This is a genomic window from Nocardioides sp. L-11A (assembly GCA_029961745.1).
In the GTDB taxonomy this organism is placed as follows: domain Bacteria; phylum Actinomycetota; class Actinomycetes; order Propionibacteriales; family Nocardioidaceae; genus Nocardioides.
The window spans coordinates 911,500-938,159 of record CP124680.1 but is presented as its reverse complement, the minus strand read 5'-3'; the positions used below and the strand labels follow the sequence as shown (position 1 = coordinate 938,159).

Below are 26,660 nucleotides of genomic sequence, written 5' to 3'. Positions count from 1 at the left end.
GATGACGTCCTCGGGTCTCATTCTTCCGCTTCGGCCGCACGACCCCCAACCCGACGTCAAGGTCTGCTCGGTCACACGCGGGTCGGACCGTCACCCAACAACCCGGAGGAGGTTGGTTTAGTGGTGTCCCGGGCGGGGTATCGCACCCGGGATCCCCACCTCCATCGACCGGACGAGACCCCGGAAGGTTCCTCCGTGCAGCACCGGCAGACCCTGGACCTGGCCCCCGGGCCACGGATCGTGCACGACGCACGACGCTGGGTGGTCCAGACCTGCGGTCAGCTGGGTCGCGAGGACCTCGCCGACTGCGCCGAGCTCGCCGTCTCCGAGCTGGTCACCAACGCGGTCCTGCACGGCACCGCCCCGGTCCGGCTCCAGGTGCGGGGCACCGCCGAGCACCCCCGGTTCGAGGTGCACGACGCCTCCGTCATCCCGCCGCAGCCCTCGACCCAGGCGAGCGGCTTCGACATCGACGCCTTCGACCTCGACGCCTTCGACGAGCTCGACGAGGAGCAGCTCGCCGCGCTGACGACCGTCGGCCGTGGCCTCGACATCGTCTCGCGGGCCTCGGTGGCCTGGGGGGCCGAGATCGACGAGGACGGCAAGGCCGTGTGGTTCGAGCCGGCGCCCGAACTGTCCGAGACCGAGGGCGCGCCCTACCAGCAGACCCACAGCATGCCGTCCCTCCAGGCCGATCACACCCGGGTGGGCGAGGTCGGCGTCCAGATCAACGGGGTCCCGATCGGGGCCTTCGGGCGCTTCCAGCGCCACTACCGCGACCTGCGCCGCGAGATCCGGCTGCTCGCCCTCGCCCACGAGGACGACTACCCCCTGGCCAAGGTGCTCTCCGAGCACTTCGACGCCCTGGAGCGTCCGCTGCGCGCCAACATGGGCCGCGAGCAGGTCGACAAGGCGTACGCCGACGGCCGCGCGACGATCGACCTGCGGCTGCGGATGCCGCGGGAGACCGCCCGGCAGATCGGCGGCCTGATCGACCTCCTCGACGCGGCTGACGAGTTCTCCCGCGCCCAGCGGCTGCTGACCGCGCCCCGTACCCCCGAGCAGCGGTCCTTCCAGATCTGGTTCCTCGGCGAGTTCCGCCGCCAGGCCGTCGGCGCCCCGCCGGTCGCCTGGCAGGGCAGTGGCAACGGCTCCGGAGCGCGCCCTAGTCTCCAGGCATGACGCCTGCCCTCCACCCGCGGCTGCTGCTGGCCGTGGCGGCGGGGGGTGCGCTCGGCGCGGTCGCCCGGTACGCCGCGACCGAGCTGGTCGCCGACGGCAGCGGCTTCCCCTGGACGACGTTCGCCGTCAACGTCTCGGGATCGACCCTGCTCGCCGCCCTGCTGCTGCTCCCCCTCGCCCGCCGCTCGGCGGTCTGGGCGGCGGCGCTGGGCCCCGGCGTGCTCGGCGGCTACACGACCTTCTCCGCCACGTCCGAGCAGGCGCGGGCGCTGCTCGCCGACGGCCGGGCCGGTCTCGCGCTCGCCTATGTCGCCGGCACCCTGATCGCCTGCCTGGTGGCGGTCAACCTGGTCGGCCTGCTGGCGCCGCCGCTGCCTGCGGAGGACGAGCTGTGAGCGCGCGATGAACGTCCTCCTCGTCGCGCTCGGCGCCGCCGTCGGCGCGCCCCTGCGCTACGCGCTGGGCCAGCGCTTCGACGGCCTCTGGCACCGCGGCACACTCGCCGCGAACACCATCGCGAGTCTGGTGCTGGGCGCCTGCGCAGGGTGGTCGGTCGGCGGCTCCACCCTGGCCCTGGTCGGGACGGGCTTCTGCGGCGGGCTGTCGACGTACTCCTCGCTCGCCGTGCAGGCACGCGACCTCGGCCCGCGGCGCGGCGCGGCGTACGCCGGCGTCACCATCGTGCTCGGACTGGCGGCCTGCGCGGCGGGATTCCGGGCGACCGGGGGCTAGGACGTGACCAGGGACTCCTCGGCCGCGGCGACCAGGGCGACCACCCGGTCGCGCTCCCGCGGCGCGAGGGGATAGTCGACGCGGCGGTAGTGCGAGAGGCCCTCGGTGCGGTACCACGCGGCGCGGACCGGATCGCCGAGCAGCTCGGTCGCGTCGGCGAGGCGGAGCGCGGCCCGACCGGCCAGTCCCCAGGCGCCGCACTCCCGCGCCAGGCCCAGGGCCTCGCGGCCGTGGACCGCGGAGCGGCCGGGCTCGTCGAACCGCAGCCACGCCTTCGCGGTCGCCCCGTGCGCCAGTGCCGCTGCCGGTCGCGCACCGGCCGAACGCGCCAGCTCGACCGAGGAGCGGAACCACCCCAGGCAGGTCCGGTCCCCGGCATCGCGCAGCGCGCTGCCGAGGTCGACGTGGACCAGGGCCCGGTACCCGGGATCCGCGCCCTTCCGGGCCAGGGCGACGCCTCGCCGCGCCGCCATGACCGCGCCGTCCTGGACACCGCGGCGCCGCAGCACCTGGGCCCGGGCCCGCCACCACAGCACCGCCGGCCCCGGCGTCCACTGGTCGGGCGCGAGGGCGGCGAGGACCCGCTCGGCGTCGTCCGTACGTCGCAGGTGAGTCAGGATCAGCGCCTCGGACACCCGAGAAAGCGCGGCGGGACCGGGCTGCTCCGCCACGTCCACCGACTCCCGGACCAGCCGCAGGCCGCGCTCCAGGTCGCCGATCTGGCAGTTCACCACCGCCATCGAGCGCAGCAGCAGGGCCAGCTCGTCGCGCAGGCCGTTGGCCCGACAGTGCACCTCGATCTGGCCGAGGAGACGCAACGCCTCACCCAGTCTGCCGGCGACGGCCCAGCGCTCCGCCAGCTCCCGCTGACCGGCGGCATGGCGGCCGTCGACGCCCGCTGAGTCCGGATCCGCTGTCACGGCCGGTGCCGCGAGGGGACCGGCCCAGTCGCCGCTGGCCGCCAGTCGCCGCAGCTCCTGCAGCTCACGCCCCGGCTCGACCCCGAGCTCGGCGCGCAGGTCCCGCTCGGCCTCGGCGTACAGGCGAAGCGCGTCGGCCCGGCGCCCGGCGCGCAGCAACGCGGTCATCCAGACCACCCGCAGCCGCTCCCGCCAGGGGTGCTGCCGCGCGAGGGACACGACGTCGCGCAGCACGACGACGTGCTCGCCCCGGTCCAGCAGGTGCTGGAACCGAGTCTCCTGCCCCGACACCTGCATCTCGAGCAGCCGCGCCTGCTCCGCGGCGACCCGCTGGTCGTCGAGCTGGGCGAAAGGCAGCCCCTGCCACAGCCCGAGCACCTGCTCCAGCCGCTCCAGCGCGAGACCGGAGCGGGTCAGCCGGCCGTGGTCGCGCAGCCAGCAGCTCATCGCGCGCTCGAACGTCCAGACATCGACCTCGACGCCGGGATCGAGGCGGTAGCCGTGCTCGCCCCGGACAACGACGCCGTCACCGATCCGCGCGCGGAGGCGATGGACCAGGACGTGCAGGCGGCCCTCGGCCCCCGGACCCGGGTCGTCCGGCCACAGCGCCTCGATCAGGACGTGCGGCGGCGTCCAGCCCGCGCCGTTGACCACCAGCGTCGCGAGCAGTGTGCGCTGCAGACGCCCGGTGATCCGCTCCCGATCGCCCGCGGCTCCGATCACCTCGGTCGTGCCCATCACCCGTAGAGACACCTCACCAGCGTAGGCAAAGTGCCCCGCGGCCGGTAGGGGCACCGGTCGCGGGGCCGCGAGGCTCCGGGCGGCCTCCTCAGCTGTACGCCGTCAGCCGTACAACCGGTCGATCCTCACCAACTGGTCCCAGTCGATGTCGTCGTAGCCGCCCGGCCTGAGGCTGTCGTTGATGTACATCTCGAGCGACTCGCCGTCGAAGATCTCGTCATCGAGTCGGAGCGTCGTCGACCGCTGCCCGGACGGCACCCGGTAGGACCCGTACGACGTGCCGGTGTCCGAGCCGAGCAGCGTCACGTAGAACGCGTCGCCATCGGCCTTGAGATCGCGCAGGCGCAGCACCTGCCCCTTCGGATGCCACTCCGCCTGGAACAGGGCCGCCGTCCTGCGGTACGGCGCCGAGGACGGGTAGACCGTCGCGACGACCCCCACGCCGCCCTTGTCCTTGAGGAACGAGGCGAACCAGTTCCAGCGCTGGTTGAAGCCGCAGGGGCACGAGTCCGTTCTGATCCGGTCCCACTTGACGCCCTTCTTCGCCGCCGCGGCGCCGGTGTCGCGCGCCTGGGCCGCTCCCGCGCCGGGCGCAGCCACCAGGCCCGCGAGGACCACCGCCACCAGCGTCGCCGTCGCTGCCAGTGCCGTCCGGCTGCGGCGGCAGCCGGACGACCTCTTGTCTCTTGTCATCTCGATCATGCGCCCCAGGCTCCGGCGAGCCACTTACGCACGGCTTACACCCGCGGAGCAACCGGACCCTGGGTTCCCCGAGCTAGGCGTAGCCGAGGTCGTGCAACCGGGCGTCGTCGATCCCGAAGTGGTGGGCGACCTCGTGGACCACGGTGATCCGGACCTCCTCGGCGAGGTGGTCCTCGTCGTCGCACATGTCCAGCAGCGGCCCCCGGAAGAGGAAGATCCGATCGGGCAGCTGCGGCAGCAGGCCGCCGCCGCGCTCGGTGAGCGCCACGCCGTCGTACAGGCCGAGCAGGTCGTCGGGCTCCCCCTCGGGCGGCTCGTCCTCGACCAGCACGACCACGTTGTGCACGAGGCGGGCCAGCTCCTCGGGGATGTCGTCGAGGGCGCGGTCGACGAGGGCATCGAAGTCCTCGGGGCTCATCTCGACGGGCATGGCGTCATTGTGCCGGGGGCACCCAGCGCCTCGCGGCCGAAGGCCGCTCACCTCGGCCCATGTCCTCTACAAGGAGCCCCAACCGATCCAATGAGTCGAGCACCACCGCGCGCAACCACTTGTCGCGCCACGTGCCGCGCCCACGTCCGCGGGGACCACGGCATGTGCCGACGGACCGGTGGCGTGCACGTCTGCTGGCGCCGCCACACGTACGGACGCAGCTCACACCGGACACCGACGGTGAACGACTACGGACTCATGGCACGAGCCAGGACATGGCATGGCGCGGCGCATGGAGGTGATGCGTCTACTGCTCGACAACACGCCGCCTGTACCGACTCTCGTAGACCCGCAGAGCCAGCCAGTGGATGAGCCCGGCCAGGCCGGCGCTGCCGACGACAATCGCCAGCACATCCCAGAAAGTCTCGACTCCCCGCAAGAGAACCAGGCAGGCGACCGCTGCGACCCCATAGAGGGTGCCCACCGCCGCGCGAAACGCGATCTCACGACGCATTGACGTCCTCCTCGGGTCACGGTCATTGTCGCGTGGGCCGTGCAGGAACGCACTCAATTCTGCAGATCCAGAAGTCCGCTACGGGCAGTTCGACGCAGGCAGTCGTCGGAAACTGAGTCGACTCCGAGAAGCGTCCAGACTTCAGGGTCATGGCTGTGCCAGGAGGGTGAACGCGTCCACGTGTCCGGGGCCGTGCGACCCGGAAGTGCCGATGTGCCCGTGTCGCGATGCCCGGCGATGCGAGTGACAGCCGACGGCGTGAGATCCGCGAGCTCGACGCTCCCACCTGCGATCGACTTGAGGAAGGCCGACCTCTGCGAACGTCCCCACCTTGGCCTCGAGCAGGTAACCCACTCGACCAAGACGGTCTGCGGCAACAGCAGACGTCTGCCTGCCAGCCGCAGACCGGTGAAGAGCTCGACACAGGCATGGTGGTCGGCGTCCTGGCGATCGGCCGCCGCGAAGATCGGGCCCGTATCGCAGATGATCACGACCGGCGAGCGCCGAACCCCTCGGCGAGGATCTCGTCGGCCCGACGTGCGTTGTCGGTGCGGCCGTCCGTGGATGCGCCGATGCCGAAGAACCTCGGTGGCCACTCACCCACAGGTTTCGTCGTGGTCAACCGACGTACGTCTGCGAGCACGACCTCGACCTGATCGTCGGGCGGGCCCTCGGAACAGGTGGATCAGCCGGCAGACGGTGGCACCTGACCGGCGGCCCGGAAATGCAAGAAGCCCGGACCTTGCGATCCGGGCTGCTGGCGACCCTGACGAGACTCGAACTCGCGACCTCCGCCGTGACAGGGCGGCGCGCTAACCAACTGCGCTACAGGGCCATTCGCTCACCTTGCTGTCGCGCGGTGAAGCGGATGGAACTCTAACCCATCCACCTCCGTGAGTCCCAATCGGGAGCCACGTCGACGGACAAGCGCACCCCCAACCGGATTCGAACCGGCGTACCCGCCGTGAAAGGGCGGTGTCCTAGGCCGCTAGACGATGGGGGCCCACCGCGCGGACAGGTCCGCACGGCGCGCGCCAGCATAGTGCCCGGCGGGGTGCGCCCGCTCATCGCGAGCGTGCACCGAGGGCCGGATCGATCGGATGTCGCCGCCGCTTTCGTACGTCGGCGCACCCTCCGGTAAGGTAGGCGACTGCTTGGGCAGGTAGCTCAGTTGGTACGAGCGATCGCCTGAAAAGTGATAGGTCGGCGGTTCGACCCCGCCCCTGCCCACCGCAGACCAGACCCCCGCCGGACTCCGGCGGGGGTCTCGTCGTCTCCTCCGGCTCTCATGCCCGGCCGGCGTCCTCGCCGACCCGCCGCGGCCACCAGAACCGGTCGCCCAGGCGGACCGCGACGGCCGGCACCAGGACCGTGCGCACCAGCAGCGTGTCGAGCAGCACGCCGACGCAGATCACGATGCCGAGCTGAGCCAGGACGACGAGCGGGAGCACGCCGAGGACGGCGAACACGGCGGCGAGCAGGATGCCCGCACTGGTGATCACCCCGCCGGTGGACGCCAGCGCACGCAGCATTCCCTCGCGGGCCCCGTGGCGGCGCGCCTCCTCGGCCGCCCGCGCGACGAGGAAGATGTTGTAGTCGACGCCGAGCGCCACCAGGAACAGGAACGCCTGGAGGGGCACGCCGACATCGAGCCGGTCGAAGCCGAACAGACCGGTGCTCAGCAGCCACCCCGCGCCGAGGGCCGCCAGGTAGGTCGCGACCACGGTGAGCACCAGCACGACCGGCGCCACCACCGAGCGCAGGAGGAGACCCAGCGCCAGCAGGACCACGGCCAGGATGACCGGCAGGATCAGCCCGCGGTCGGCGCCGGTGGCCGCGTCGGTGTCGACGTCCTCGGCATCGGTGCCGCCGACCAGGGTGTCCGGGAACCCGGCCAGCGCCGTGCGGAGCGCGGCGACGTCGGCCCGGGCCTCCGGCGTACCGGGCGCGTGGGCGAGCACGACGTCGATGCGGCTCCGGCCGTCGTGCTCCCCGGCCGGTCGTGCCGACTCGACACCGTCGGCCCCCTCGGCCGCCCGGACGACGGCCCCGACGTCGGCCCGGGTCAGCACGACCGCGGGGTCGGCGCTGCCGGCCGGGAAGGAGGCGGCCAGCCGCCCGGCGGCGGCGATCGACTCGGGGGTGTCGATGAACTGGTCGGCCTCCGACAGCCCGCTGCGGATGCCGAGCATGCCGCTCGCCATCACCGCCAGGACGACCAGACCCGCCGCCGCGGCGCGGACCGGCCGCCGCGCCACCACGTCGCCCACCCGGCGCCAGAACGAGCGCCCCTCCGAGAGGGCCGGCTCCCCCACCACCGGCCGGCGGGGCCAGAAGATCCACCGCGGGAAGACCACCAGGGCCAGGGGCAGTACGACCAGGACGGCGAACGCCGCGACCACGACGCCGATGGCGCAGGCCAGGCCCAGGCCGCGGGTGGTCGGGAAGGCGGACAGCAGCAGCGCCAGCAGCGCCACGACCACGGTGGCCGCGCTGGCCAGCACGGCCTCGCCCGTGCGCGTCCAGGCGCGGGCCATCGCCTCGGGCCGGCTCGGGGTCCGGCGCAGCTCGTCGCGGTAGCGCGAGATCAACAGCAGCGCGTAGTCGGTGCCCGCACCGAACACCAGCACCGAGAGGATACCCGTCGTCGACTGGTCGAAGGCGACGTCGAGCGCGGTGAGGAGATGGGTCGCGGCCACGGCCGCGAGCCGGTCGGTGAGACCGACGACGAGCAACGGCACCAGCCACAGGACCGGCGAGCGGTAGGTGATGATCAGCAGCACCGCCACGACCGACGCGGTCACCGCGAGCAGGGTGAGGTCGGCACCCTCGAACACCCGGGCCAGGTCGCCCTGGATCGCGGCCGGGCCGGTGACCTCGGCCCGGACCCCGTCGGGCAGGTCCGCGCGTACGCCGGCCCGCAACTCCTCGACGTCGTCGGCGAGCCGCGCGGCGTCCGTGCTCGGCATCGGGAGCACACCGACCAGGGCGGTGCCGTCCGCCGCTGCCTGCGGCGGTGCCGGCGCGGCGCCGCCCGCGGCGCGGGCGAAGACCTCGCCGAGCGTCTCCTGCTCGGCCGGCGTGAGCGTGCGCTCGGCCGTGAACAGCACCACCGCCAGCTGACCGTCGCCGGACGGGAAGTCCTCGAGGAGGCGGACGACCTCCGTGGCGTCGTACCCGTCGGGCAGCTTGTCGGTCGCCGCCCGGTCGACGGGGGCCGTGCCGAGCGCTCCGACAAGGGCGCCTCCGACAAGGAGGTAGAGGACGGGCAGGATCCAGGCCACCCGCGGGCGGAACAGGCGCGCGACCGCGGCAGATGGTTCCATGATGGAAGGATATGCGCATGCCTCCTCCCGCCGACACCCCCGCCCCCGACACCCCGGGGACCCGGGCACCGGTCCTGGTGCAGCGGTTCTCCTACGAGCTCAACCGGTTCACCCACCTGTTCGCGCGTCGCCACGGCCTCCACCCGACCGACGTCGACGCGCTCGCCCACCTCCACCAGGCGAGCCTGCGCGGTGCCGCGATGACGCCCAGCCTGCTCGCGTCCGCGATCGGGTTGAGCGCGCCGGCGACCTCCGCCCTGCTGCGGCGACTGGAGGCGAGCGGCCATGTCGAGCGCGGACCCGACCCGGCCGACGGCCGCCGCCAGCTGCTGGCCCTCACCGGGTCCGCCCGCCGGGTCGCGGGCTCCTTCTTCGGACCACTGGCCGACGCACTGCGGACATCGCTGGCCGACCTCGACGCCGCCGAGGTCGCGGTCGTCGAGCGCTGGCTGGCGAGCGCGGCCGAGGCCACGCGCGAGCTGGCCGACCGCGCATAGCGAAGGACGCGAGGAGAGCGCCGGAGCAGGGCGACCCGGATCTGTCACGGTCAACTTCCCCCAAAGATCCGCCCGAGAATTGCACATCTGTCTGACATCCGCATCGCCACCTGTTCGACAACTCTTGGTCTACCTGTCAGACAGGTGCGTGCGCGGGTGCAGGGCCCGCGTCCTGACCCTCCAGGGGGAGAGCAATGATGCGTTGGCAGCTGCACGGCGACGGGAAGACGATCCGACCGGGCGAGGTGGTGCGCCCCGACGAACGGCTGAGCGCGGGCCGGATGCTGGGCATCTCGGTCCAGCACGTGCTGACCATGTTCGGCGGGACGGTGCTGTTCCCCCTGCTGATCGGCCTGCCCTTCGGGACGGCCGTGTTCATGAGCGGCGTCGGCACCCTGCTCTTCTTCGCCGTCGTCCGGGGACGGATCCCGAGCTACCTCGGCTCGTCCGCGGCCATCATCGGCCCGGCGTTCGCGATCTACGGCCAGGGCGGCAGCGTCGCGGAGGTCACCGGCGCCATGCTGGTCACCGGCGTGGTGCTCATGGGCGTCGGCGCCCTGGTCCACGCCGTCGGCGCGCGAACCCTCCACACCTGGCTCCCGCCCCTGGTGACCGGGACGGTCGTGATGCTCATCGCCTTGAACATCGCCCCGATCCTCGGCGACTTCTGGACCAAGGACCAGACGATGGCGATCGTGACGCTGATCGTGGTCGTCGTCCTGTCGTGGCGGCTGCAGGGCTTCCTGTCGCGGCTGGCCGTGCTGCTGACGATCGTGATCGGCTACGCGCTGTCGTGGGCGGCGGACGGGATCTGGGGCCCGCTGAGCGGCACCGTCGACGGCGAGACGGTCAGCTACGACCGGGTCGACTGGAGCAAGGTCGGGGACGCGGCCTGGTTCGCCCTCCCCGACTTCGCCGCCCCGTCGTTCTCCTGGTCGGCCATCGTGGTGGTGCTCCCGATCGTCGTCGTCCTGCTCGCCGAGAACATCGGCCACGTCAAGGCCGTGGCCGAGATGACCGGCACCGACCTGGACAGCTCGATGGGACGCGCCATCATCGGCGACGGCGCCGCCACCGCCCTCTCCGCGGCCGTCGGCGGCTCCGCGACCACGACCTACGCGGAGAACATCGGCGTGATGGCCGCGAGCCGCGTCTACTCCTCCCTCGCCTACGTGCTGGCCGGCGTGATGGCGATGGCACTCGGCTGCTCGCCGAAGCTGGGAGCCGTCATCTACGCGATCCCGGGTGGCGTGATCGGCGGCATCCTCGTCTACCTGGTGGGCCTGATCGCGGTGATCGGCGCGCGGACCTGGATCGACAACGGCGTCGACCTGCACGAGCCGAAGAACTACATCCCGGCCGCCGTCGGCCTCTGCCTGGGCACCGGCTCGCTCGGCCTGGTGTACGGCGACTTCTTCCTCGGTGGCGTCGCCCTGGGCACCTTCCTCACCATCGTGCTGCACCGCCTGATCGCCCGCACGTCCGGTCCGGTCGCGCCGTCGACCGACGCCGAGGGGGCCGCCGCGTGACCGGCGGGTCCACCGGCGACGGCTTCACCGAAGCATGGTTCGCCGTCGCGGCCATCGGCGACGGGGTCCACCTGATCTCCGAGCCGGGACATGTGAACTGCTTCCTCGTGGTCGGCACGGAGCGCGCGCTGCTGTTCGACACCGGCCTCGGGCTCGGCGACATCGGCAGCGTGGTCGCGGGCATCACCGACCTCCCGGTCGTCGCCGTGAACTCGCACGCCCACCTCGACCACCGCGGCGGGAACCGGCACTTCGATCGGGTGCTCGCCCATCCCGCCGCCGTCCCCGGGCTCGCCACGTCCTACGGACCGCGGGACATCGCCTGGCTCGAGAGCTACGCCGGCCGCATGCTGGCCGCGCACGAGGAGACGCGGCTCGCCGACGAGACCTTCTTCCACCACCGCGACCGGCTGCTCACGCCCCGCCCGCTCCCGATGGAGCAGCTGGCCGGCTACCACGTGCCCGGCTCCGTCCCGACCGGTCTCCTCGAGGACGGCGACGAGATCGACCTCGGCGGCCGGGCCCTCCGGGTGATCCACTGCCCCGGTCACAGTCCCGACTCCGTCGTCCTCGTCGAGGACGCGACCGGCATCGTGCTGGCCGGCGACGTCCTGGTCGCCGGCGTCTCGTACGCCCACCTCCCGGGCGCCGAGCCTGCGGCCTTCGCCCGGTCGGTCGCCCGCCTCGCGGAGCTGACCCCGGGACGACGCCGGATCCTGCTCGCGCACACGATGCGCTACGAGCTGGACGGGACCTTCCTCGACGAGGCCGTCGAGGGATGGCGCCGGATCGCCGGCGGCGCCGCCGGGAGCTGGCGCGCCTGGACCGACATGTTCGACGTCGGCTGCTGGCGCACCGACCTGCGACGGTTCTCCGTCACCCTGTCCACGCCCGGGATGGATGCGCCACCCGGATAGGGGGCGTCACGGGCCCGGGCGGCGGATCCCCCGGCTCGCCGCCGCCAGCGCGGACGCGAACCGGCGGACGTCGGCCCGCACGGTCGGCGCGGTGACCGACAGCGACGCCGGCACCGCGTCGCCGCCGGCCGGCGGCGGGACCGGGACCGCGACCGAGCAGTAGCCGGCGCTGACCTCCTCGAACTCCACCGCGTAGCCGTCGCGAGCGGCCCGGGCGACCTGGTCGCGCAGCCGCTGGGGCGCGGCGACCGTGCGCGCCGTCCGGCGCGGCAGCCCGTGGGCGATCACGGACTCGACGAGCCCCGGCGGGCCGTGGGCGAGGAGCACCTTGCCGGTGGCGGTCGCGTGGGCCGGCATCCGGCCCGCGATCCGCGACGAGCGGGTCGCGCGGGTCGTGGCGACCACCTTCTCGACGTACAACACGTCGTGGCCGTCGAGCACCGCGAGGTGCACGGTCTCGTCGAGCGCGGCGCTGAGTCGCTCCATCGCCGGCCGCGCGGCGTCGCGCAGCAGCCGTAGGTGCGCGACGCGGCCGCCGAGCTCGAAGGCGCGCAGGCCGAGCCGGTAGCGCTCCCCCGCCCGTTCGAGCATGCCCCACGCGACGAGCTCCCGGTTGAGCCGGTGCACGGACGCCTTGGCGACGCCGGTGCGGCGGGCGATCTCACTGAGGGAGAGGTCGGCGTCGTCGGCACCGAAGCACTCCAGGATCAGCCGGGTCTTCCCCAGAACGCTGTCGGGCGGCACGGCGCCACCTCCTCCCCGATCGACACGTCACTCACGGAGCCGGGCGACCAGCTGGGCGCGGCTGTGCACGCCGAGCTTGGCGTAGACGGCCTTCATGTGGTGCTTGACCGTATGGGTGCTGAGGAACAGCTCGGCGGCGATCTCCCGGTCACTGCGCCCGCGTACGGCGCACGCCGCGATCTCGGCCTCGCGCGGGGTGAGCGCGCTGCGCAGCGCCGGGTCGATGCCGCGCTCGGGCTCGCCGACGTCGAGGATCGAGACGACGACGTCGGCGTCGCCGGGCAGGCGCTGCGACGTCGCCACGACGGTCGTGGCGCCGACCCAGGGCCGCACCGCCCGCATCTCGTCGCACTCGAGGAGCAGGGACAGCTCGTGCCCGGTCATCCCGGTCCGCGCGACCAGCTCCGCGGCGGGGGCGTTGACGTGACGCACGGCCGTGCGCAGGTCGGTGACGACGACCGGGGTCCGGCAGCGGTCCAGGGCGGCGACGAGCTGGTCGCGCTCGCGGGCCAGCGCCGTGCGCTCGTTCACGGCGACCACCGCAGTGCCGAGGACCGCGGCCGCGGTGCGGGCAGCCGAGCGGTCGGCGTCGTCGAAGCGGGGCTGCTGGTCATGACGCGCGAGGTTGAGCGTGCCGACCACGCGGCCGTCGACGACGAAGGGCGCGCACAGCACCCGGGCCATCGCGTGCGGCCCGAAGATCTCGCGGACCACGGGCAGCCGGCGCCACTGCTCCTCGGGCATCAACGCGTCGCTGTCGCACAACGCGTGGCTGCTCATCGCGACCTGGACGACGGGATCCTGGTCCCGGCCGTGGCGCTCGTAGCTGCGGACGTAGTAGCTGCCGAGCCCGCGCACCTCGGTGAAGGCCGGCTGCCCGGTCGCCTGGTCGTGGACGTAGACACCGACCGCGAAGGCGCCGAGCCGGTCGATGGCCTCGGTGAGGAAGCGGTCGACCATCTCCTCCACCGAGCGGGCGGCCACCAGGTCCGCGGCGAGGGCGGGCGGCAGCGCCGCCGGGGGCACCGGATCCTCTGGTCGCATCGGTCTCTCCGCTCCGCGTCACTCACCTGCCGGCGGCGCCCGAGGCCGCCGCCGACGCTACCCCGACCGTGCCCGGCACGTCACCCGTCCAGCCGGCCGCGGGCGAAGACCAGCGGGTCGCGGTCCTCGTCGACCATCAGCCGCACGACCCGCCCGATCACGATCCGGTGGGTGTGACTGGTGATCGCGTCGGCGAGGTCGCACTCGAACCAGGCCGCCGCGCCGTGCAGGACCGGCGGCGCGCCGTCGTCCGAGCGGTGCGGGACGCGTGCGAGCTTGTCGGGCTCCTTGGTCGCGAACAGCCGCGCCACATCGACCTGGTCGCGGGCCAGCACGTTGACCGCGAAGCGCCGCGAGCGCTCGATCGCGGGCCAGGTCCGCGACGTGCGGGCCAGGCACACCAGCACCTGCGCGGGCGCGAGCGTCAGCGAGCTGAAGGCGTTGACCGTGCTGCCGTGCAGGTCCCCCGCGTGCGCGGCCGTCACCACCGTGACGCCGGTCGGGAACTGGGCGCAGGCCCGTCGGAAGGCCGACTCGGACAGCTCCGGCCCGGTCAGCGGCATCGGCTCCCCGACCAGGCCGGCGGTCACGACGCGCTCCGCAGCGCGGGCGCCTGACTCGGGTCGAGGCCCATCGCGACCAGCCCGGCCATCTCGGCGCAGGCCAGCGCGTTGGGCGGCATGATCGGCCCCGTGGTCGCGTCGCGGAGCATCCGCTCGTAGGAGCGCGAGCGCAGCAGCGAGTTGAGCCCGCCCGCGGTGGTGCCGAGCGTCGCGACGGTGTTGATCGCGGTGGCGAGCATCAGCTTCGCGCGCAGGAAGGCACCGCAGGTCTCCAGACTGGGGCCGCTGCGCACATCCGCCTCCCACGCCGCCTGGTACATCATCAGCCGCGCCGCCTCGACCTGGGTCGTGGCGTGACCGACCACGCTGCTGATCGTCGGGTGGTAGCCCATCGGCTGGTCGTACCCCTTGGCCGCGCGGGTCCCGAGCGCCTGCTGGAGCCACGACACCATGCCCTCGACCACGCCCAGGTAGCAGCCGGTGTAGCCGCCCCAGGCGATGTGGGCCTGGGCGATGATCCAGTGCCCGATGAAGTCGTCGAACTCGCACAGGACCAGGTCGTCGGGCACGAACGCCCGGTCGATCCGGACCTGGTTGCTGCGCGTCGAGCGCATGCCCAGGGTGTCCCAGTCGTCGACGACGGTGATCGCGTCCGGCTGGTCGGTCGGCATCAGGAAGCCGACGACATGGGTCGGGTCCGCGACCCCCTCGGGGTGGGCGAACATGAAGGCGTAGTCGCTGGCCTCCCACAGCGAGGCGAACATCTTGGTGCCGCTCACCTCGAGGCCGCCCGGGACCCGGCGCGCCGACAGGGTCGGCACATAGCTGGCCGGCAGCAGGCTGGAGGCGGCCGGCTCCGAGAGCGGCGCACAGATCAGGGCACCGTCCAGGACCAGCCCCGCGGCTCGCTTCTTCGCCTCGGCGGGGACGACGTCCAGCGTGGAGATGATCCGCGTGGCGACGTAGTGCATGTTGAAGCCGAGCGCGGTCGAGGCGTCGCCCTGGGCGAGCGCCTCGACGAAGGCGAGCCACTGTGTGGTGCGGGCGCCCTGGCCACCGAGGTCCTGCGGCAGCGCGACGGCGTACAGGCCCTCGTCGCGGAGTCGGGCGAGGTTCTCGGTCGCGGTGCTGCGCTCACGGTCGTGCTGGTCGGCGCGGGTCGCGAAGTCGGCGGCCAGCTCGGCGCCGATCCCGGCCAGCAGCCGGCTGTGCTCATCGAGTCGGAAGTCCATGGTCGTTCTCCTCAGGGTGGGACCGTCAGGTCCACATCGGGGGTCGGGTGCTGTCGAGGCTGGCGTGGACGACCTTGGTCGAGGTGTACTCGAGCAGGGTCGAGGCAGCGCCCTCGCGGCCGAAGCCGCTGGCCCGGACCCCGCCCTGCGGCTGTCCGAGCGGTGTGGCGAACCAGGTGTTGACCCAGACCATCCCGGACTCGAGACGGTCCGCGATCCGCAGTGCCCGGGCCAGGTCGGTCGACCAGACGCCGTTGGCGAGGCCGTAGGCGACGTCGTTGGCGCGGCGTACGACGTCGTCCTCGTCGTCCCACGCCTCGACGGTGAGGACCGGGCCGAAGAACTCCTCGCACGAGGCCGAGGTCGTGCCCTCCGGGGAGGAGAGCACGGTCGGCGTCAGGTAGCTGCCGCCCGCGAGGTCGGCGCCCAGGTCCGGCACCCGGGCGCCGGTGCACAGCTCGGCGCCCTCCGCGACCGCCGCGGCGACCCGTGCGGCGACGCCGTCGCGGTGCGCCCGGGAGATCAGCGGCCCGAGCTGGGTCTGCGGGTCGAGGGCGTCCCCCACCCGGATCCGCTCGGCCCGGGCGCAGACCCGCTCCAGCAGCTCGGCGTGGAGGCTGCGGTGCACCAGGAGCCGGGAGGCGGCGAAGCAGACCTCGCCGTTGGCGGCGAAGATGCCGGTCAGCACGTCCTCGGTGACGGTGTCCAGGTCGGCGTCGGGGCACACCACCATCGAGCCCTTGCCACCGAGCTCCATGAGCGCGGGGACCAGGCGCTCGGACAGTCGCCCGAGGATGCGGCGGCCGGTCTCCGTGCCGCCGGTGAAGCTGACCTTCGCCACGTCGGGGTGCGCGACCAGCGCCTGGCCGACCTCGGGTCCCAGCCCGGTGACGACGTTGACCACGCCGGGCGGGAACACGTCGGCGATCATCCGGACCAGCTCGACGGTGCTGACCGAGGCGAGCTCGCTGGGCTTGACGACCACCGTGTTGCCGGCGGCCAGGGCCGGCGCCAGCTTGTGCGCCACCGAGATCAGCGGCGAGTTCCAGGGCACCAGCGCGGCCACGACGCCCAGCGGGCGCGGCGAGGTCGCGACGTGCGCGCCCGGCCCGCAGGGCAGGCTGCGGCCGTGCAGGTCGCGGACCACGCCGGCGAAGAAGCGGAAGATCTCGGCGGCCGTCGGTACGTCGATCAGCCCGGCCTCGCGGATCGCCCGGCCGTTCTCCGTGGCGAGCAGCGCGGGCCAGCGCTCGGCCGACGCGGTCAGCCGCTCGGCCACCTCCCACAGGCAGGCCTGCCGGGTGTCCAGGGAGCTGGTCCGCCACTGCTCGAAGGCCGCGCCGGCCGCGGCGACCGCCCGGTCGACGTCCGCCGCGGTGCCGGCAGCGACCTCGGCCCAGGTCCGCCCGGTGCTCGGCTCGACCGCGGCGAAGGTCCGGTCGGCGGCGACCTCCTCGCCCCCGATCAGGTGCGGCAGCGGCGCGTCGAGCGTGAGCCGCTGCGGCGCGAGGACACTCGTCATCTCAGAACCCGAGGTGGGCGGAGTGGAACGGGTTGTCGATGCGGATCTTCCAGGTGCCGTCCGGCAGCCGGCAGAAGACGTTGCTGTCGACCGCGCCCATCTCGATCGGCGCGCCGTCGGGTCCGGTGCCGGTCAGGTGCCAACGCAGGGCGACCAGCGCGACGTCGCCGGCCTCGACCCGGTGCAGCTCCTCGATGGTGAGGTGGGGATCGGTGTCGATGAAGGCCTGCAGGGCGTCACGCAGGTTGGCGGTGCCGCTGACCGGCTCGGTCCCCGGCGCGGTCTGGAAGACGGTGTCCTCGTCCCAGCAGGACAGGGCGAGGTCGAGGTCGCCGGCGTTCATCGCCTCGACGAACAGCTCGTTGATCTCGGTGACACTGTTGCGTGAGCCCATCGGACCCTCCTTGGTTGCGGCGTCGTCGCCCCCGGTCCTCGCCGGCGGGCGTGTCGCCAACCCTGGTCCGCGGGGCCGGCCCGCACATCCCTCGATCGCGGTCGCCGACCGGCATCCCCCGATCAGGGGATGCCGGTCGGAAGGGGCCCGGGCAGCACGAAACCCCCGCCGGGACTCATCGAGCGGGGGTTTCGCGTCTGGGGGACCGGGGCGGTCCGGCTCAGCCGACCAGGCGGCTCTCGCGGTCGTAGTTGCGCCCCAGGAACGACGGCTGCCGCGCCCAGCGGAACGCGAACACCATCACGAGCAGCGTGGCGACGTACGGCAGCATCAGCACGAACTGGTGCGGGATCCCGATGCCCGCGACCTGGGCCCGCAGCGCCAGCACCTCCATGCCGGCGAAGAAGGCCGCGCCGGCGACCACGAGGTGGGGACGCCAGCCACCGAGGAACGCGAGCGCGATGACCAGCCAGCCGCGACCGGCGACCATGCCCTCGGTGTAGAGGCCGGTGTAGACCATCGGCAGGTATGCGCCGGCCATGCCGACCAGCCCCGAGCCGACCACCGTGGACCAGGTCCGCGCCCAGGTGACGTTGATGCCGAGGCTGTCGGCCGCCTTCGGGTTCTCGCCGATCGACCGGAACGCCAGGCCGCTGCGGGTCTTGTACATGAACCACCAGATCGCGAGGGAGATCGCGAACGCGAGGTAGACCACCAGGTCGTGGTCGAACAGCACCTCTCCCAGGAACGGGATGTCCGAGAGCAGCGGGATCGGCTTGTCCTCCAGGGTGGGGATCAGCGGCGGCTCCATGGTGATGCCGATGACCTCGCGGTAGAGGAGGCCCGCTGCCCCCAGCGCGGCGAAGTACAGCGCCAGGCCGACGACGAACTGGTCCAGCCGCAGCTGGGTGGTCATGTAGGCCAGCACGAGGCCGAAGACGCCGGCGATCGCGAAGGCCGCCGCCATGCCGACGGTGTTGCTGCCGGCCTTGAAGCTGACCAGGAAGCCCACCGCGGCGCCCAGGACCATGAGGCCCTCCTGCGAGACGTTGAAGACGCCGGCCCGGCCGCTGAGCACGGTGCCCTGCGCCGCGAGCAGGAAGGGCACCATCGCCGGGATCATCAGCGTGAGGAACTCGGTGATCTCACCCATGTCAGGACCTCCGGATCTTCGCTCGGGCGATGTCGGACAACAGCAGGAACAGCAGGATCAGCGCCTCGATGATGAGGACCATCTCGACGGGCACCTGCGCGGTGCGCTGCATGGACCCGGCACCGACCTCGAGGACCGCGATGCCGAAGGCGATGAACGGCAAGGCGAGCATGCTGCCCCGCGCCATCAGGCCGACGATGATGCCGAGGATCAGGAAGTTCGACTGCATCCCCTCGAGCATCTTGCCGTGGACGCCGGCCACCTCGATCGCACCGGCCAGGCCGGCGACGGCGCCGCCCACGACGAGACCCGCGCCGGCGAGTCGCGAGGTGCGGATCCCGTGCACCTGGGCGGCGCGGAGGTTGGCGCCCACCGCGCGCATCTCGAAGCCGGTCGACGTACGTCGCATGAACACCGCGATCACGATCACGAGGAGGACGGTCAGGAGGACACCCGTGTGCATGGGCGGGGCCTGGCCGATGCCCGGCAGCAGCGCACCCTCCCCGACCGGGGTGGTCGCCGGGTGGCCGGCGCCGCGGTCGGGCCAGACGTGGCTGGCGACGTAGTCGATGAGCTGGAAGGAGATGAAGTTCAGCACGACGGTGCTGAGGATCTCGTTGACCTGGAACTTCGTCATCAAGAAGGCGGCGATCCCGGCCCACACGGCGCCCGCGAGGGCTCCGGCGATCAGGACGCAGGGCAGCAGCACGATCATCGGCAGGTCGGACCAGAGGATGCCGAGCGCGACACCGCCCGTCGCGCCGACCAGCAACTGCCCCTCGGCGCCGATGTTGAACTTGCCGGTCGCGAGCGGGATGGCGAAGGCGTAGGCGCACAGCAGCACCGGCACCCACTTGTGCAGGGTCTCGATGGTGCCGAACCGCGTGTTGAAGCTGGTGGTCAGCACCGACTCGAAGGCGGCGAACGGATCCCGGCCGATGGCCGCGATGATCAGGCCGCCCACGACGAACGCGAGGACCACCGAGACGACGTACGGGATGACCAGCCAGAGCGCTTCGGCGACCCGGGAGGGCCGCTTCGCGGGCGCTTCGGCCGGCGGCGCCGGTGGAGCGGTCAGGGTCTCAGACACGGGCTTCTCCCAGTCCAGTCATGCTGCGGCCGACGGCATAGGCGTCGACGGATCCGTGCTGCCACTCCCCTGCCTTGGAGCCCTGGTAGAGCGCGATCACGCGGTCGGACAGGGCGATCACCTCGTCGAGGTCCTCGGAGATCAGCAGGACGGCGCAGCCGGCCGCGGTGGCCTTGCGCACCTGCTGGTACACGAATCGCGTCGAGCCGATGTCGAGGCCGCGCGTCGGGTTGTGCAGGATCAGCATCCGCGGCTGCCGGGCGAAGGCCCGGGCCAGGATGACCCGCTGGATGTTGCCGCCGGACAGGTCGCCGACCAGCGTGCCCGGACCGTTGGCGCGCACCGAGAACTCGGCGATCGCGTCGACGGCCCGCTGCTTCGCGGCGCCCCAGTCGATGAGCCCACGCTTGCGGACCTGGTCGCTGCGCTGCGAGCCGAGCACCAGGTTCTCCGTGATGCTCGCGGTCGGCAGGATGCCGTCGCGGTGCCGGTCCTCCGGCACGTAGGCGACGCCGTGCTCCAGCCACGCCGAGGTCGCCAGGCCGCCCATCGAGCGCCCCGTCACCTCGACCGAGCCCGCGCGCAGGGGGCGTACGCCGGCCAGCGCCTCAGCGAGCTCGACCTGTCCGTTGCCGGCGACGCCGGCGATGCCGACGATCTCGCCCTCGCGCAGCTCCAGGTCGAAGCCCTGGATCAGCTCGTGGCCCTGGTCGTTGACGACGACCAGGTCCCGGACGGCGACCGCGGTCGTCGTACCGACGGAGGACAGGACCTCCTCGACCTTCTCGGCGTCCACCGCCCCGAGAGCGGCGGCGTCCACCGCGGCCCCCGGGTCCGTCGTACTCCCCACCATCTTCTCGGCCAGGTGCTCGGCGTCGGTGTCGGCGCGCTCGATGGTCTCGACCCGGCGGCCGTCGCGCATCACCGTCATCCGGTCGCAGACGCTGAGCGTCTCGCGGATCTTGTGGGTGATGAGCACGACGCTCATGCCGTCGTCCACCATCGCCCGCATCGAGCCGAAGAGGTCGTCGACCTCCTGCGGGGTGAGGTTGGTGGTGGGCTCGTCGAGGATGAGCAGCTTCGCGCCGCGGTAGAGGGCCTTGAGGATCTCGACCCGCTGGCGGACGCCGACGGGCAGCTCCTCGACGACCGCGTCCGGGTCGACGGTGAGGCCGAACCGCTCGCTCAGCTCGCGGATCCGCTCCTTGGCCTCGGAGAGGTCGAGGCGGAGCGGGCCGGGCACGTCGGTGCCCAGGACGATGTTCTCGGTGACGGTATAGTTGTCGACCTGGAGGAACGTCTGGTGGACCATGCCGACCCCGACGGCGATGGCGTCCTTCGGCGAGCTGATGCTGGCCGGCTGGCCGTCGAGGAGCACCTCGCCGGCGTTGGGCCGGTACAGCCCGTAGAGGACGTTCATCAGCGTCGTCTTGCCGGCGCCGTTGCCGCCGAGCAGACCGTGCACCTCGTTGCGCCCGACCACGAGGTCGACAGCGTCGAGGGCGGTGACCGGCCCGAAGGTCTTGACGATCCCCCGCATCTCCAGACGCGGGTTCTCCATGGTGGTCACTTCACTTCGGACTGGTCGAGGCCGACCTCGATCGAGCCGTCCGTGATGCCGGCGACGGCCTTCTCGACCTCGGCCTTCACCTCGGCCGGGACGTTGTCGCCCACGTGGACGCTGGCGCCCTGGCCGAACCCGATGACGTAGTGCCCCGTCGTCGTGTCGCCGTCGATGTCGGCGAGGATCTCGGTCAGCGGCTGCACGAAGTCGTAGAGGACGGTGGCGGCGTAGTGCTCGGGACCGTTCTGCGACTTGTCGGTGTACTTCACCGTCACCCAGGCCGCGCCCGGGGCGGTGTCGTTGACCGCCTTGAACGCGCCGACCACGCCGAGGTTCAGCGAGGTGACGATGACGTCCGCGCCGCCGGAGAGCAGCTGGCTGGTGAGCTGCTGGGCCTTGACGGTGTCGTTGAAGTCGCCGCTCCAGACGGGGTTGAGCTCGACGTCCTTGCCGCTGTCGGCGATCGCCTGCTCCACGGCGTGCACCTCGGAGTAGGAGAAGGGCAGGCTCAGGCCGCCGAGGTAGCCGACCTTGCCGCTCTTGGTGAGGTTCGTGGCGAGCACGCCGATCGGGTAGAAGACCGTGTGGAAGTTGCGGTCGATGACCCAGACGTTCTCGGGCTGGCCCTCGGGCTCACCGTCGAACTCGCCGATGAAGCGGACGTCGGGGTTCTGCTTCGCGATCTTCGCGGTGGCCTCGTAGAACTGCGAGCCGTGCGTCCAGATCACGTTGAAGCCGTCGGCGACGTACTCCTGCAGCACGCGCTCGATGTCGGGCACCGCGACACTCTCGGAGTACGACACCTCCGCGCCGTCCTTCTCGGCCGCCTTCAGCGCCTCGAGTCCGAGAGCGTTGTAGTCGGCGTCCGTCGTCGGTCCGGAGAAGATCGCGGCGATCCGCGTCTTCCCGTCGCCCGAGCCGCCGTCACCGTCGCCGCCACCGCAGCCGGCCGCGACGAGGAGGACCGCCGTCAGGCCCGCCAGAAGTCGAATGAGTCCACGCATGTTGCTTCAACCCTTCAAGGAGTCCGCCGCCCGACCGTCCTGGGGCCCGCCCCGAGGCGGATGTGTCAGGCGTCACTTCCGGAGATCCTTGTGTGGTCTGGTATGCGTCGGCACCGGCGAGCGTTGCCCAACGGTGGGGCGCGGCTTGGTAAACACCTGACTGCGGAGCACGACGGCGACGGCGGCTAGGGTGGTGCTCTCCCCTCGGGACACTCCCGCACCAGCCGGCTCCGCCCCCGGCGCCGGGTTCACAGCCCAGCGGCTCATCGACCAGCCCCCGCGCCGAGCAGGGATGTAGCCGCGTAGCCTTCGCGGGTGCTGCCGTCCTTCGAGATCGCCGCCCGCCACCGCCCGATCACCCTGGTGGCGGCCGAGGGCCTCCCGCTCCGCGCCCCGTTCGGAGCCGTCGAGGCGGCGGTCGAGAGCGGCGCGGCGACCGAGCTCGCCCTGGACGGGGCCGACGGGACCCGCCTGGCGGTACGGCTCGCGGAGGGCCGGGCGTCGCTGCTGGTGCGCGTCGACGGCGCGGAGCACCCGCTGCGCAGCCGCAGGTACGGGCGGGTGGGCGAGCCGCCCACCCGGCTCGGCCTGACCCTGACCGGCAGCCACCTGGCGGTGCTGACCCACGAGGGCGGCACCTGGGTCGCGCGGGGGCGGATCGACCTGCGGGAGGTCGGTGCCCCCGACACCCGGGACCCCGACTGGCTGGCGGGACTCCGGCCGGCCGTGTCCGGGCCGGTCAGCGACGTGCGCGCAGGGAGCTTCGGTCAGCTCGGGCTGCGCGACGTCCGGCTGGTGACGCACGCCGACGGGTCGCCGTACCGGGTCGGGACCGACGTGCTCCTCACCGCCACCAGCGCCGGGCCCGGCTTCTTCGACACCGCGCACACGTCGGTGTGGGCGCTGTCGGCGACCGGCGACCTCTCCTGGCGCAGCGACCTGTTCTTCGAGCGTCCCGATCGTCCCGGCGTGTACGGCGACCACGCCACCCACCTGGTCCGCGACGGCGACCGCTGGCTGGTCGCGACCAGCACCTGGTCCGACTTCCCCGCGCGCCGGGCCGACCGGGCGCCGGGCGCCCTCGGCATCACCCTCGCCACGGCGACCGACAACCTCACCCGCGGGCGGCACGTGCTGGCGACCCGGCGGCTGGAGGTGCCGACCGACGGCCCGAGCGTCGGCGTGTGGGATCCGTACCTGGTGCGTCCCGACGGGCCGGACGGCGGCTGGCTGGTCGGCTACGTCAGCGCGCGGAGGTTCTTCGACTTCCACCCGTTGCTCGCCGCCGGCCCCTCACTCGACCACCTCGCCCTGCGGGGCGCGGCGACCGACCGGCGGGCGACCGAGGGCACCACCCTGCTCCGTGTGGGCGAGGACTGGCGGGTCCTCGCCAGCGACGGCAGGGACAACCGACGCGCCGTCCGGGCCCGCTTCCCGGTCTTCGACACGACGATGACCGAGATCGGCACCCTGGCCGCGCCGTACCCCACCAACATCCCGTGGCCGACCGTCGTACCGCCCGACCCGGACGTGCCGGGCGACGAGTGGCGGCTGGTGACGTTCGACGGCACCAGGTACGGCGGCCGGCTGGCCGGCTACGGCACCCACGGAGACGTGGTGGTCATGCGACAGGCCGCCCCCGCCTGACCCGATCCGCGTCGACCCACGTCGTCGGTCATCGCGGGAAGCGATGGCGACGGAGCGCAGGGAGCGAGGAACGAGCGACCGCAGCGGAGGAGCCGAGTCTTTCCGCGAGCCGACGGTGTCGCCGCCACGCGAACGTGACGACCACGGAACTCGGCTGCGGCGCGGCAGCGCGGCGCGAGGAACGAGCGACGCGCCCGCGCCATTCAGCTCAGTCGCGACGGTCGGCGTAGTCCGACCACTTGTCGTCGATGTCGTCGACCTCGTCGGTCCTGCCGACATCCTCGGACTCACCATGGAGCTCACGCGCGAGTGCGCCGAGATCCGTGTCGTGAGTGCGGTACTTCAGGTCGCGCGCGACCTTCGTCTGCTTGGCTTTCGCTCGGCCGCGGCCCATAGGGTCCAGCCCCCTCGCACACTTGGCCGGGAGCCCTCCGGGCCCCGGACTGCTGAATACGTAGTCTCGTGGGTCCAACGGTACATGGCCGGTGGCTGTTCCCGCACGCCGGGAGGCCCTTCCGCGCGCGTGGCGCGCGCGGATGAGGCGCAGGTCACCAACCGGGGTGCTGACCCACCAGCTCGACGGTGCCCTGGCGGGCCGGGTCGGGGGCGACCTCGCCGGCCACCCAGCTGTCGATCCCGAACTCGCCCAGGCGGGCCACGACGGCGTCCGCGGAGTCCGGCGCGACGAGGGCGACCATGCCGACCCCGCAATTGAGGGTGGCCTCGAGGTCGGGCTGCGCGACCTCGCCGACCGAGCGGACGACGTCGAAGACGGGGGCGGGGGTCCAGCTGCCGCGGTCGAGGGTCGCCTTCAGCTCGGGCGGCATCACCCGGGCGAGGTTGTTGGCCAGGCCGCCGCCGGTGACGTGGGCCATCGCGTGGGTCTCGGTCTCGCGGGCGATCGCGAGGCACGGCTTGGTGTAGAGCCGGGTGGGCTCGAGGAGCTCCTCGCCCAGGGTCCGGCCGAACTCCTCCACGTGGCGGTCGACGGTCCAGCCGGCCTGGGTGAAGAAGACGTGCCGGGCCAGGGAGTAGCCGTTGGAGTGCAGGCCGCTGGCGGCCATCGCGATCACGATGTCACCCGCGCGGACCCGGGAGGCGCCGAGCAGGGCGTCGGCCTCGACCACGCCCGTGGTGGCGCCCGCGACATCGTACTCGTCGGGGTCGAGCAGGCCGGGGTGCTCGGCGGTCTCGCCGCCGACGAGCGCGCAGCCGGCCTCGACGCACGCCTCGGCGATGCCCTTGACGATCGCGGCGATCCGCTCCGGCACGACCTTGCCGGTCGCGATGTAGTCGGTCATGAACAGCGGCTCGGCGCCGCAGACGACGAGATCGTCGACGACCATGCCGACCAGGTCGAAGCCGATGGTGTCGTGCTTGTCCATCAGCTGCGCGACGGCGACCTTGGTGCCGACGCCGTCGGTCGAGGTGGCCAGCAGCGGCCGCCGGTACGCCGTCAGGGCGCTCGCGTCGAAGAGGCCGGCGAAGCCGCCGAGGCCGCCGAGCATCTCGGGACGGCGGGCCTTCTCGACCCACTCCTTCATCAGGTCGACGGCGCGGTCCGCGGCCTCGATGTCGACACCGGCGCGGGCGTAGGCGTTGTCAGTCAATGCAATTCCTTAATCTGCGGTGTTGCCGGCAGCGTGGCGCGCCGCGCGAAGCGCATCGAGGGCGTCCGCGGTGCGAGCGAAGCGAGGACCGTGCGGCGTCCTCGATCGGGCGACCCCGCTCGGCCCATCATGGATTGTTGAAGACGGGGAGGGCCTCGCCGTGCGTGCTCGGCTGGAGCGTCGCCTCGAGGAGGTGCTTGCCGAGCAAGCTCTCGTCGGGGAGCTCGATCGGGTACTCGCCGGTGAAGCAGGCGGTGCACAGCGTCTGGACCGGCTGCCCGGTCGCCTGGACCATGCCCTCCAGCGAGATGTAGCCCAGGCTGTCGGCGCCGACGCTGGCGGCGATCTCGTCGACGTCGAGGCCGTTGGCGATCAGCTCCGCGCGGGTGGCGAAGTCGATGCCGTAGAAGCACGGCCACTTCACCGGCGGGGAGGAGATCCGGACGTGGACCTCGGTCGCGCCGGCCTCGCGCAGCATCCGGACCTGGGCCCGCTGGGTGTTGCCGCGCACGATCGAGTCGTCGACCACGACGATCCGCTTGCCGCGGATCATGTGCTCGAGGGCGTTCAGCTTGAGCCGGATGCCGAGCTGGCGCAGGGTCTGCGACGGCTGGATGAAGGTGCGGCCGACGTAGGCGTTCTTGACGAAGCCCTGACCGAACGGGATGCCGCTCTCCAGCGCGTAGCCGGAGGCGGCCGGCGTACCGGACTCGGGGACCGGGATGACCAGGTCGGCCTCGACGGGGAACTCGCGGGCCAGCTGGCGGCCCATCTCGACCCGCGCCTCATGGACGCTGCGGTTGGCGATGGTGGCGTCGGGGCGGGCGAGGTAGACGTACTCGAAGACGCAGCCCTTGCGGCGCGGCTCGGCGAACCGGTGGGAGCGCAGGCCGTCCTCGTCGATGACGATGAGCTCGCCCGGCTCGACCTCGCGCACGACGCTCGCGCCGGTGGTGGCGAGCGCGGCGTCCTCGCTGGCGACGACCCAGCCGCGCTCGAGACGGCCGAGGACCAGCGGTCGGATGCCCTCGGGGTCGCGGGCGGCGTAGAGCGTGTTCTCGTTCATGAACACGAAGGAGAAGGCGCCCTGGACCTGCGGCAGGAGCTCCAGCGCGCGGGCCTCCAGCGACTGGTCCGGGTGGTGGGCGAGCAGCGCGGTCACCAGACTGGTGTCGTTGGTGGACGACTCGAGGTTGCGGGCGTGGATGTCGAGCTCGCCGTCGTCGCTCGGCAGCGCCTTGACCAGCTCCGCGAGGTGTGCGGTGTTGATCAGGTTGCCGTTGTGGCCCAGGGCGATCGAACCGTCCTCGGTGGGTCGGAAGGTCGGCTGGGCGTTCTGCCAGGTGCTCGCGCCGGTCGTCGAGTAGCGACAGTGACCGACGGCGAGATGACCGGCGAACGACTCCAGCGTGTTCTCGTCGAACACCTGGGACACCAGGCCCATGTCCTTGTAGACGAGGATCTGCCGACCATTGCTGACCGAGATGCCCGCGGACTCCTGTCCGCGGTGCTGCAGCGAGTAGAGACCGAAGTACGTCAGCTTCGCGACGTCCTCGCCCGGGGCCCATACTCCGAAGACTCCGCACACGTTGCGCAAGCCTAC

General features: G+C 72.5%; 25 protein-coding genes and 3 tRNA genes. 8 read left to right on the top strand and 20 right to left on the bottom strand.

Annotated features, from left to right (window positions below):
- Positions 1-195: 195 nt before the first annotated feature.
- The 3 genes from QJ852_04260 to QJ852_04250 are packed head-to-tail and all read left to right on the top strand — an operon-like array spanning position 196 to position 1,914.
- A complete protein-coding gene (locus QJ852_04260; GenBank protein ID WGX97653.1) occupies positions 196-1,182 on the top strand; it encodes an ATP-binding protein in 987 nt (328 codons plus the stop codon).
- A complete protein-coding gene (locus tag QJ852_04255; protein WGX97652.1) occupies positions 1,179-1,577 on the top strand; it encodes a CrcB family protein in 399 nt (132 codons plus the stop codon). The genes QJ852_04260 and QJ852_04255 overlap by 4 nt, the downstream gene beginning before the upstream one ends.
- Positions 1,578-1,584: 7 nt before the next feature.
- Complete coding sequence (locus QJ852_04250; protein WGX97651.1) at positions 1,585-1,914, top strand: CrcB family protein; 330 nt, start codon at positions 1,585-1,587, stop codon at positions 1,912-1,914.
- Here the strand turns inward: QJ852_04250 and QJ852_04245 are convergent.
- The 6 genes from QJ852_04245 to QJ852_04220 form a co-directional block, all read right to left on the bottom strand.
- Positions 1,911-3,587 carry a BTAD domain-containing putative transcriptional regulator gene (locus QJ852_04245; protein ID WGX97650.1) on the bottom strand — a complete coding sequence of 559 codons (1,677 nt, stop codon included), beginning with the start codon at positions 3,585-3,587 and terminating at the stop codon, positions 1,911-1,913. The two genes, QJ852_04250 and QJ852_04245, sit on opposite strands and share 4 nt — an antisense overlap.
- 90 nt (positions 3,588-3,677) lie before the next feature.
- On the bottom strand, positions 3,678-4,277 hold the full coding sequence (locus tag QJ852_04240) for a hypothetical protein (protein WGX97649.1): 600 nt from the start codon (positions 4,275-4,277) through the stop codon (positions 3,678-3,680).
- Positions 4,278-4,350: 73 nt separating this feature from the next.
- The gene (locus QJ852_04235) at positions 4,351-4,707 is read right to left on the bottom strand and encodes a metallopeptidase family protein (protein ID WGX97648.1); all 357 of its coding nucleotides are present in this window, start codon (positions 4,705-4,707) and stop codon (positions 4,351-4,353) included.
- Positions 4,708-5,014: 307 nt separating this feature from the next.
- Positions 5,015-5,221, bottom strand: a complete 207-nt coding sequence (locus tag QJ852_04230; GenBank protein WGX97647.1) for a hypothetical protein — start codon at positions 5,219-5,221, stop codon at positions 5,015-5,017.
- A gap of 758 nt (positions 5,222-5,979) precedes the next feature.
- Positions 5,980-6,056, bottom strand: a tRNA-Asp gene (locus tag QJ852_04225).
- A 95-nt stretch (positions 6,057-6,151) separates the two neighbouring features.
- Positions 6,152-6,224, bottom strand: a tRNA-Glu gene (locus QJ852_04220).
- A 153-nt stretch (positions 6,225-6,377) separates the two neighbouring features.
- Here QJ852_04220 and QJ852_04215 point away from each other — a divergent pair.
- A tRNA-Phe gene (locus QJ852_04215) sits at positions 6,378-6,451 on the top strand.
- 56 nt (positions 6,452-6,507) lie between these two features.
- On the opposite strand, the gene QJ852_04210 is transcribed toward QJ852_04215, so the two are convergent.
- A complete protein-coding gene (locus tag QJ852_04210) occupies positions 6,508-8,547 on the bottom strand; it encodes an MMPL family transporter (protein WGX97646.1) in 2,040 nt (679 codons plus the stop codon).
- Between the two features lie 17 nt (positions 8,548-8,564).
- Here QJ852_04210 and QJ852_04205 point away from each other — a divergent pair, with 17 nt between their 5' ends.
- The 3 genes from QJ852_04205 to QJ852_04195 all read left to right on the top strand — a co-directional run bounded on the left by QJ852_04205 (position 8,565) and on the right by QJ852_04195 (position 11,490).
- On the top strand, positions 8,565-9,044 hold the full coding sequence (locus QJ852_04205; protein WGX97645.1) for a MarR family transcriptional regulator: 480 nt from the start codon (positions 8,565-8,567) through the stop codon (positions 9,042-9,044).
- 194 nt (positions 9,045-9,238) lie between these two features.
- Complete coding sequence (locus tag QJ852_04200; GenBank protein WGX97644.1) at positions 9,239-10,573, top strand: solute carrier family 23 protein; 1,335 nt, start codon at positions 9,239-9,241, stop codon at positions 10,571-10,573.
- The gene (locus QJ852_04195) at positions 10,570-11,490 is read left to right on the top strand and encodes an MBL fold metallo-hydrolase (GenBank protein ID WGX97643.1); all 921 of its coding nucleotides are present in this window, start codon (positions 10,570-10,572) and stop codon (positions 11,488-11,490) included. Before QJ852_04200 ends, QJ852_04195 begins: the two co-directional genes overlap by 4 nt.
- A gap of 6 nt (positions 11,491-11,496) precedes the next feature.
- On the opposite strand, the gene QJ852_04190 is transcribed toward QJ852_04195, so the two are convergent.
- The 10 genes from QJ852_04190 to QJ852_04145 form a co-directional block, all read right to left on the bottom strand.
- Complete coding sequence (locus tag QJ852_04190) at positions 11,497-12,234, bottom strand: IclR family transcriptional regulator (GenBank protein WGX97642.1); 738 nt, start codon at positions 12,232-12,234, stop codon at positions 11,497-11,499.
- Positions 12,235-12,261: 27 nt separating this feature from the next.
- The gene (locus QJ852_04185) at positions 12,262-13,278 is read right to left on the bottom strand and encodes a LuxR C-terminal-related transcriptional regulator (GenBank protein ID WGX97641.1); all 1,017 of its coding nucleotides are present in this window, start codon (positions 13,276-13,278) and stop codon (positions 12,262-12,264) included.
- 80 nt (positions 13,279-13,358) lie between these two features.
- Entirely contained in the window at positions 13,359-13,868 is a 510-nt protein-coding gene (locus QJ852_04180) for a flavin reductase family protein (GenBank protein ID WGX97640.1), read from the bottom strand.
- Positions 13,865-15,073 (bottom strand): acyl-CoA dehydrogenase family protein, encoded by a 1,209-nt coding sequence (locus QJ852_04175; GenBank protein ID WGX97639.1) that lies wholly within the window; start codon positions 15,071-15,073, stop codon positions 13,865-13,867. Before QJ852_04175 ends, QJ852_04180 begins: the two co-directional genes overlap by 4 nt.
- A gap of 25 nt (positions 15,074-15,098) precedes the next feature.
- A complete protein-coding gene (locus tag QJ852_04170) occupies positions 15,099-16,595 on the bottom strand; it encodes an aldehyde dehydrogenase family protein (GenBank protein ID WGX97638.1) in 1,497 nt (498 codons plus the stop codon).
- A gap of 1 nt (position 16,596) precedes the next feature.
- Positions 16,597-16,989, bottom strand: coding sequence for a nuclear transport factor 2 family protein (locus tag QJ852_04165; GenBank protein WGX97637.1), 393 nt, complete (start codon positions 16,987-16,989; stop codon positions 16,597-16,599).
- A 220-nt stretch (positions 16,990-17,209) separates the two neighbouring features.
- Positions 17,210-18,142, bottom strand: a complete 933-nt coding sequence (locus QJ852_04160; GenBank protein WGX97636.1) for an ABC transporter permease — start codon at positions 18,140-18,142, stop codon at positions 17,210-17,212.
- 1 nt (position 18,143) lies between these two features.
- Entirely contained in the window at positions 18,144-19,232 is a 1,089-nt protein-coding gene (locus tag QJ852_04155; GenBank protein ID WGX97635.1) for an ABC transporter permease, read from the bottom strand.
- Positions 19,225-20,793, bottom strand: a complete 1,569-nt coding sequence (locus tag QJ852_04150; GenBank protein WGX97634.1) for an ABC transporter ATP-binding protein — start codon at positions 20,791-20,793, stop codon at positions 19,225-19,227. Before QJ852_04150 ends, QJ852_04155 begins: the two co-directional genes overlap by 8 nt.
- 5 nt (positions 20,794-20,798) lie before the next feature.
- Positions 20,799-21,800 carry a BMP family protein gene (locus tag QJ852_04145; protein WGX97633.1) on the bottom strand — a complete coding sequence of 334 codons (1,002 nt, stop codon included), beginning with the start codon at positions 21,798-21,800 and terminating at the stop codon, positions 20,799-20,801.
- Between the two features lie 315 nt (positions 21,801-22,115).
- On the opposite strand from QJ852_04145, the gene QJ852_04140 reads away from it, so the two are divergent.
- Positions 22,116-23,447 carry a hypothetical protein gene (locus QJ852_04140; protein ID WGX97632.1) on the top strand — a complete coding sequence of 444 codons (1,332 nt, stop codon included), beginning with the start codon at positions 22,116-22,118 and terminating at the stop codon, positions 23,445-23,447.
- Between the two features lie 208 nt (positions 23,448-23,655).
- On the opposite strand, the gene QJ852_04135 is transcribed toward QJ852_04140, so the two are convergent.
- The 3 genes from QJ852_04135 to purF all read right to left on the bottom strand — a co-directional run bounded on the left by QJ852_04135 (position 23,656) and on the right by purF (position 26,654).
- On the bottom strand, positions 23,656-23,841 hold the full coding sequence (locus QJ852_04135) for a DUF3073 domain-containing protein (GenBank protein ID WGX97631.1): 186 nt from the start codon (positions 23,839-23,841) through the stop codon (positions 23,656-23,658).
- Between the two features lie 154 nt (positions 23,842-23,995).
- Complete coding sequence (gene purM / locus QJ852_04130) at positions 23,996-25,057, bottom strand: phosphoribosylformylglycinamidine cyclo-ligase (protein ID WGX97630.1); 1,062 nt, start codon at positions 25,055-25,057, stop codon at positions 23,996-23,998.
- 127 nt (positions 25,058-25,184) lie between these two features.
- A complete protein-coding gene (gene purF / locus QJ852_04125) occupies positions 25,185-26,654 on the bottom strand; it encodes an amidophosphoribosyltransferase (protein ID WGX97629.1) in 1,470 nt (489 codons plus the stop codon).
- Between the last annotated feature and the right edge of the window lie 6 nt (positions 26,655-26,660).

Coding starts and splice junctions, on each gene's coding strand:
- QJ852_04255 (WGX97652.1), top strand. CDS start 1,179: ATGACGCCTGCCCTCCACCCGCGGCTGCTGCTGGCCGTGGCGGCGGGG.
- QJ852_04250 (WGX97651.1), top strand. CDS start 1,585: ATGAACGTCCTCCTCGTCGCGCTCGGCGCCGCCGTCGGCGCGCCCCTG.
- QJ852_04240 (WGX97649.1), bottom strand. CDS start 4,277: ATGATCGAGATGACAAGAGACAAGAGGTCGTCCGGCTGCCGCCGCAGC.
- QJ852_04235 (WGX97648.1), bottom strand. CDS start 4,707: ATGCCCGTCGAGATGAGCCCCGAGGACTTCGATGCCCTCGTCGACCGC.
- QJ852_04230 (WGX97647.1), bottom strand. CDS start 5,221: ATGCGTCGTGAGATCGCGTTTCGCGCGGCGGTGGGCACCCTCTATGGG.
- QJ852_04210 (WGX97646.1), bottom strand. CDS start 8,547: ATGGAACCATCTGCCGCGGTCGCGCGCCTGTTCCGCCCGCGGGTGGCC.
- QJ852_04205 (WGX97645.1), top strand. CDS start 8,565: ATGCCTCCTCCCGCCGACACCCCCGCCCCCGACACCCCGGGGACCCGG.
- QJ852_04200 (WGX97644.1), top strand. CDS start 9,239: ATGATGCGTTGGCAGCTGCACGGCGACGGGAAGACGATCCGACCGGGC.
- QJ852_04185 (WGX97641.1), bottom strand. CDS start 13,278: ATGCGACCAGAGGATCCGGTGCCCCCGGCGGCGCTGCCGCCCGCCCTC.
- QJ852_04175 (WGX97639.1), bottom strand. CDS start 15,073: ATGGACTTCCGACTCGATGAGCACAGCCGGCTGCTGGCCGGGATCGGC.
- QJ852_04170 (WGX97638.1), bottom strand. CDS start 16,595: ATGACGAGTGTCCTCGCGCCGCAGCGGCTCACGCTCGACGCGCCGCTG.
- QJ852_04165 (WGX97637.1), bottom strand. CDS start 16,989: ATGGGCTCACGCAACAGTGTCACCGAGATCAACGAGCTGTTCGTCGAG.
- QJ852_04160 (WGX97636.1), bottom strand. CDS start 18,142: ATGGGTGAGATCACCGAGTTCCTCACGCTGATGATCCCGGCGATGGTG.
- QJ852_04150 (WGX97634.1), bottom strand. CDS start 20,793: ATGGAGAACCCGCGTCTGGAGATGCGGGGGATCGTCAAGACCTTCGGG.
- QJ852_04145 (WGX97633.1), bottom strand. CDS start 21,800: ATGCGTGGACTCATTCGACTTCTGGCGGGCCTGACGGCGGTCCTCCTC.
- QJ852_04135 (WGX97631.1), bottom strand. CDS start 23,841: ATGGGCCGCGGCCGAGCGAAAGCCAAGCAGACGAAGGTCGCGCGCGAC.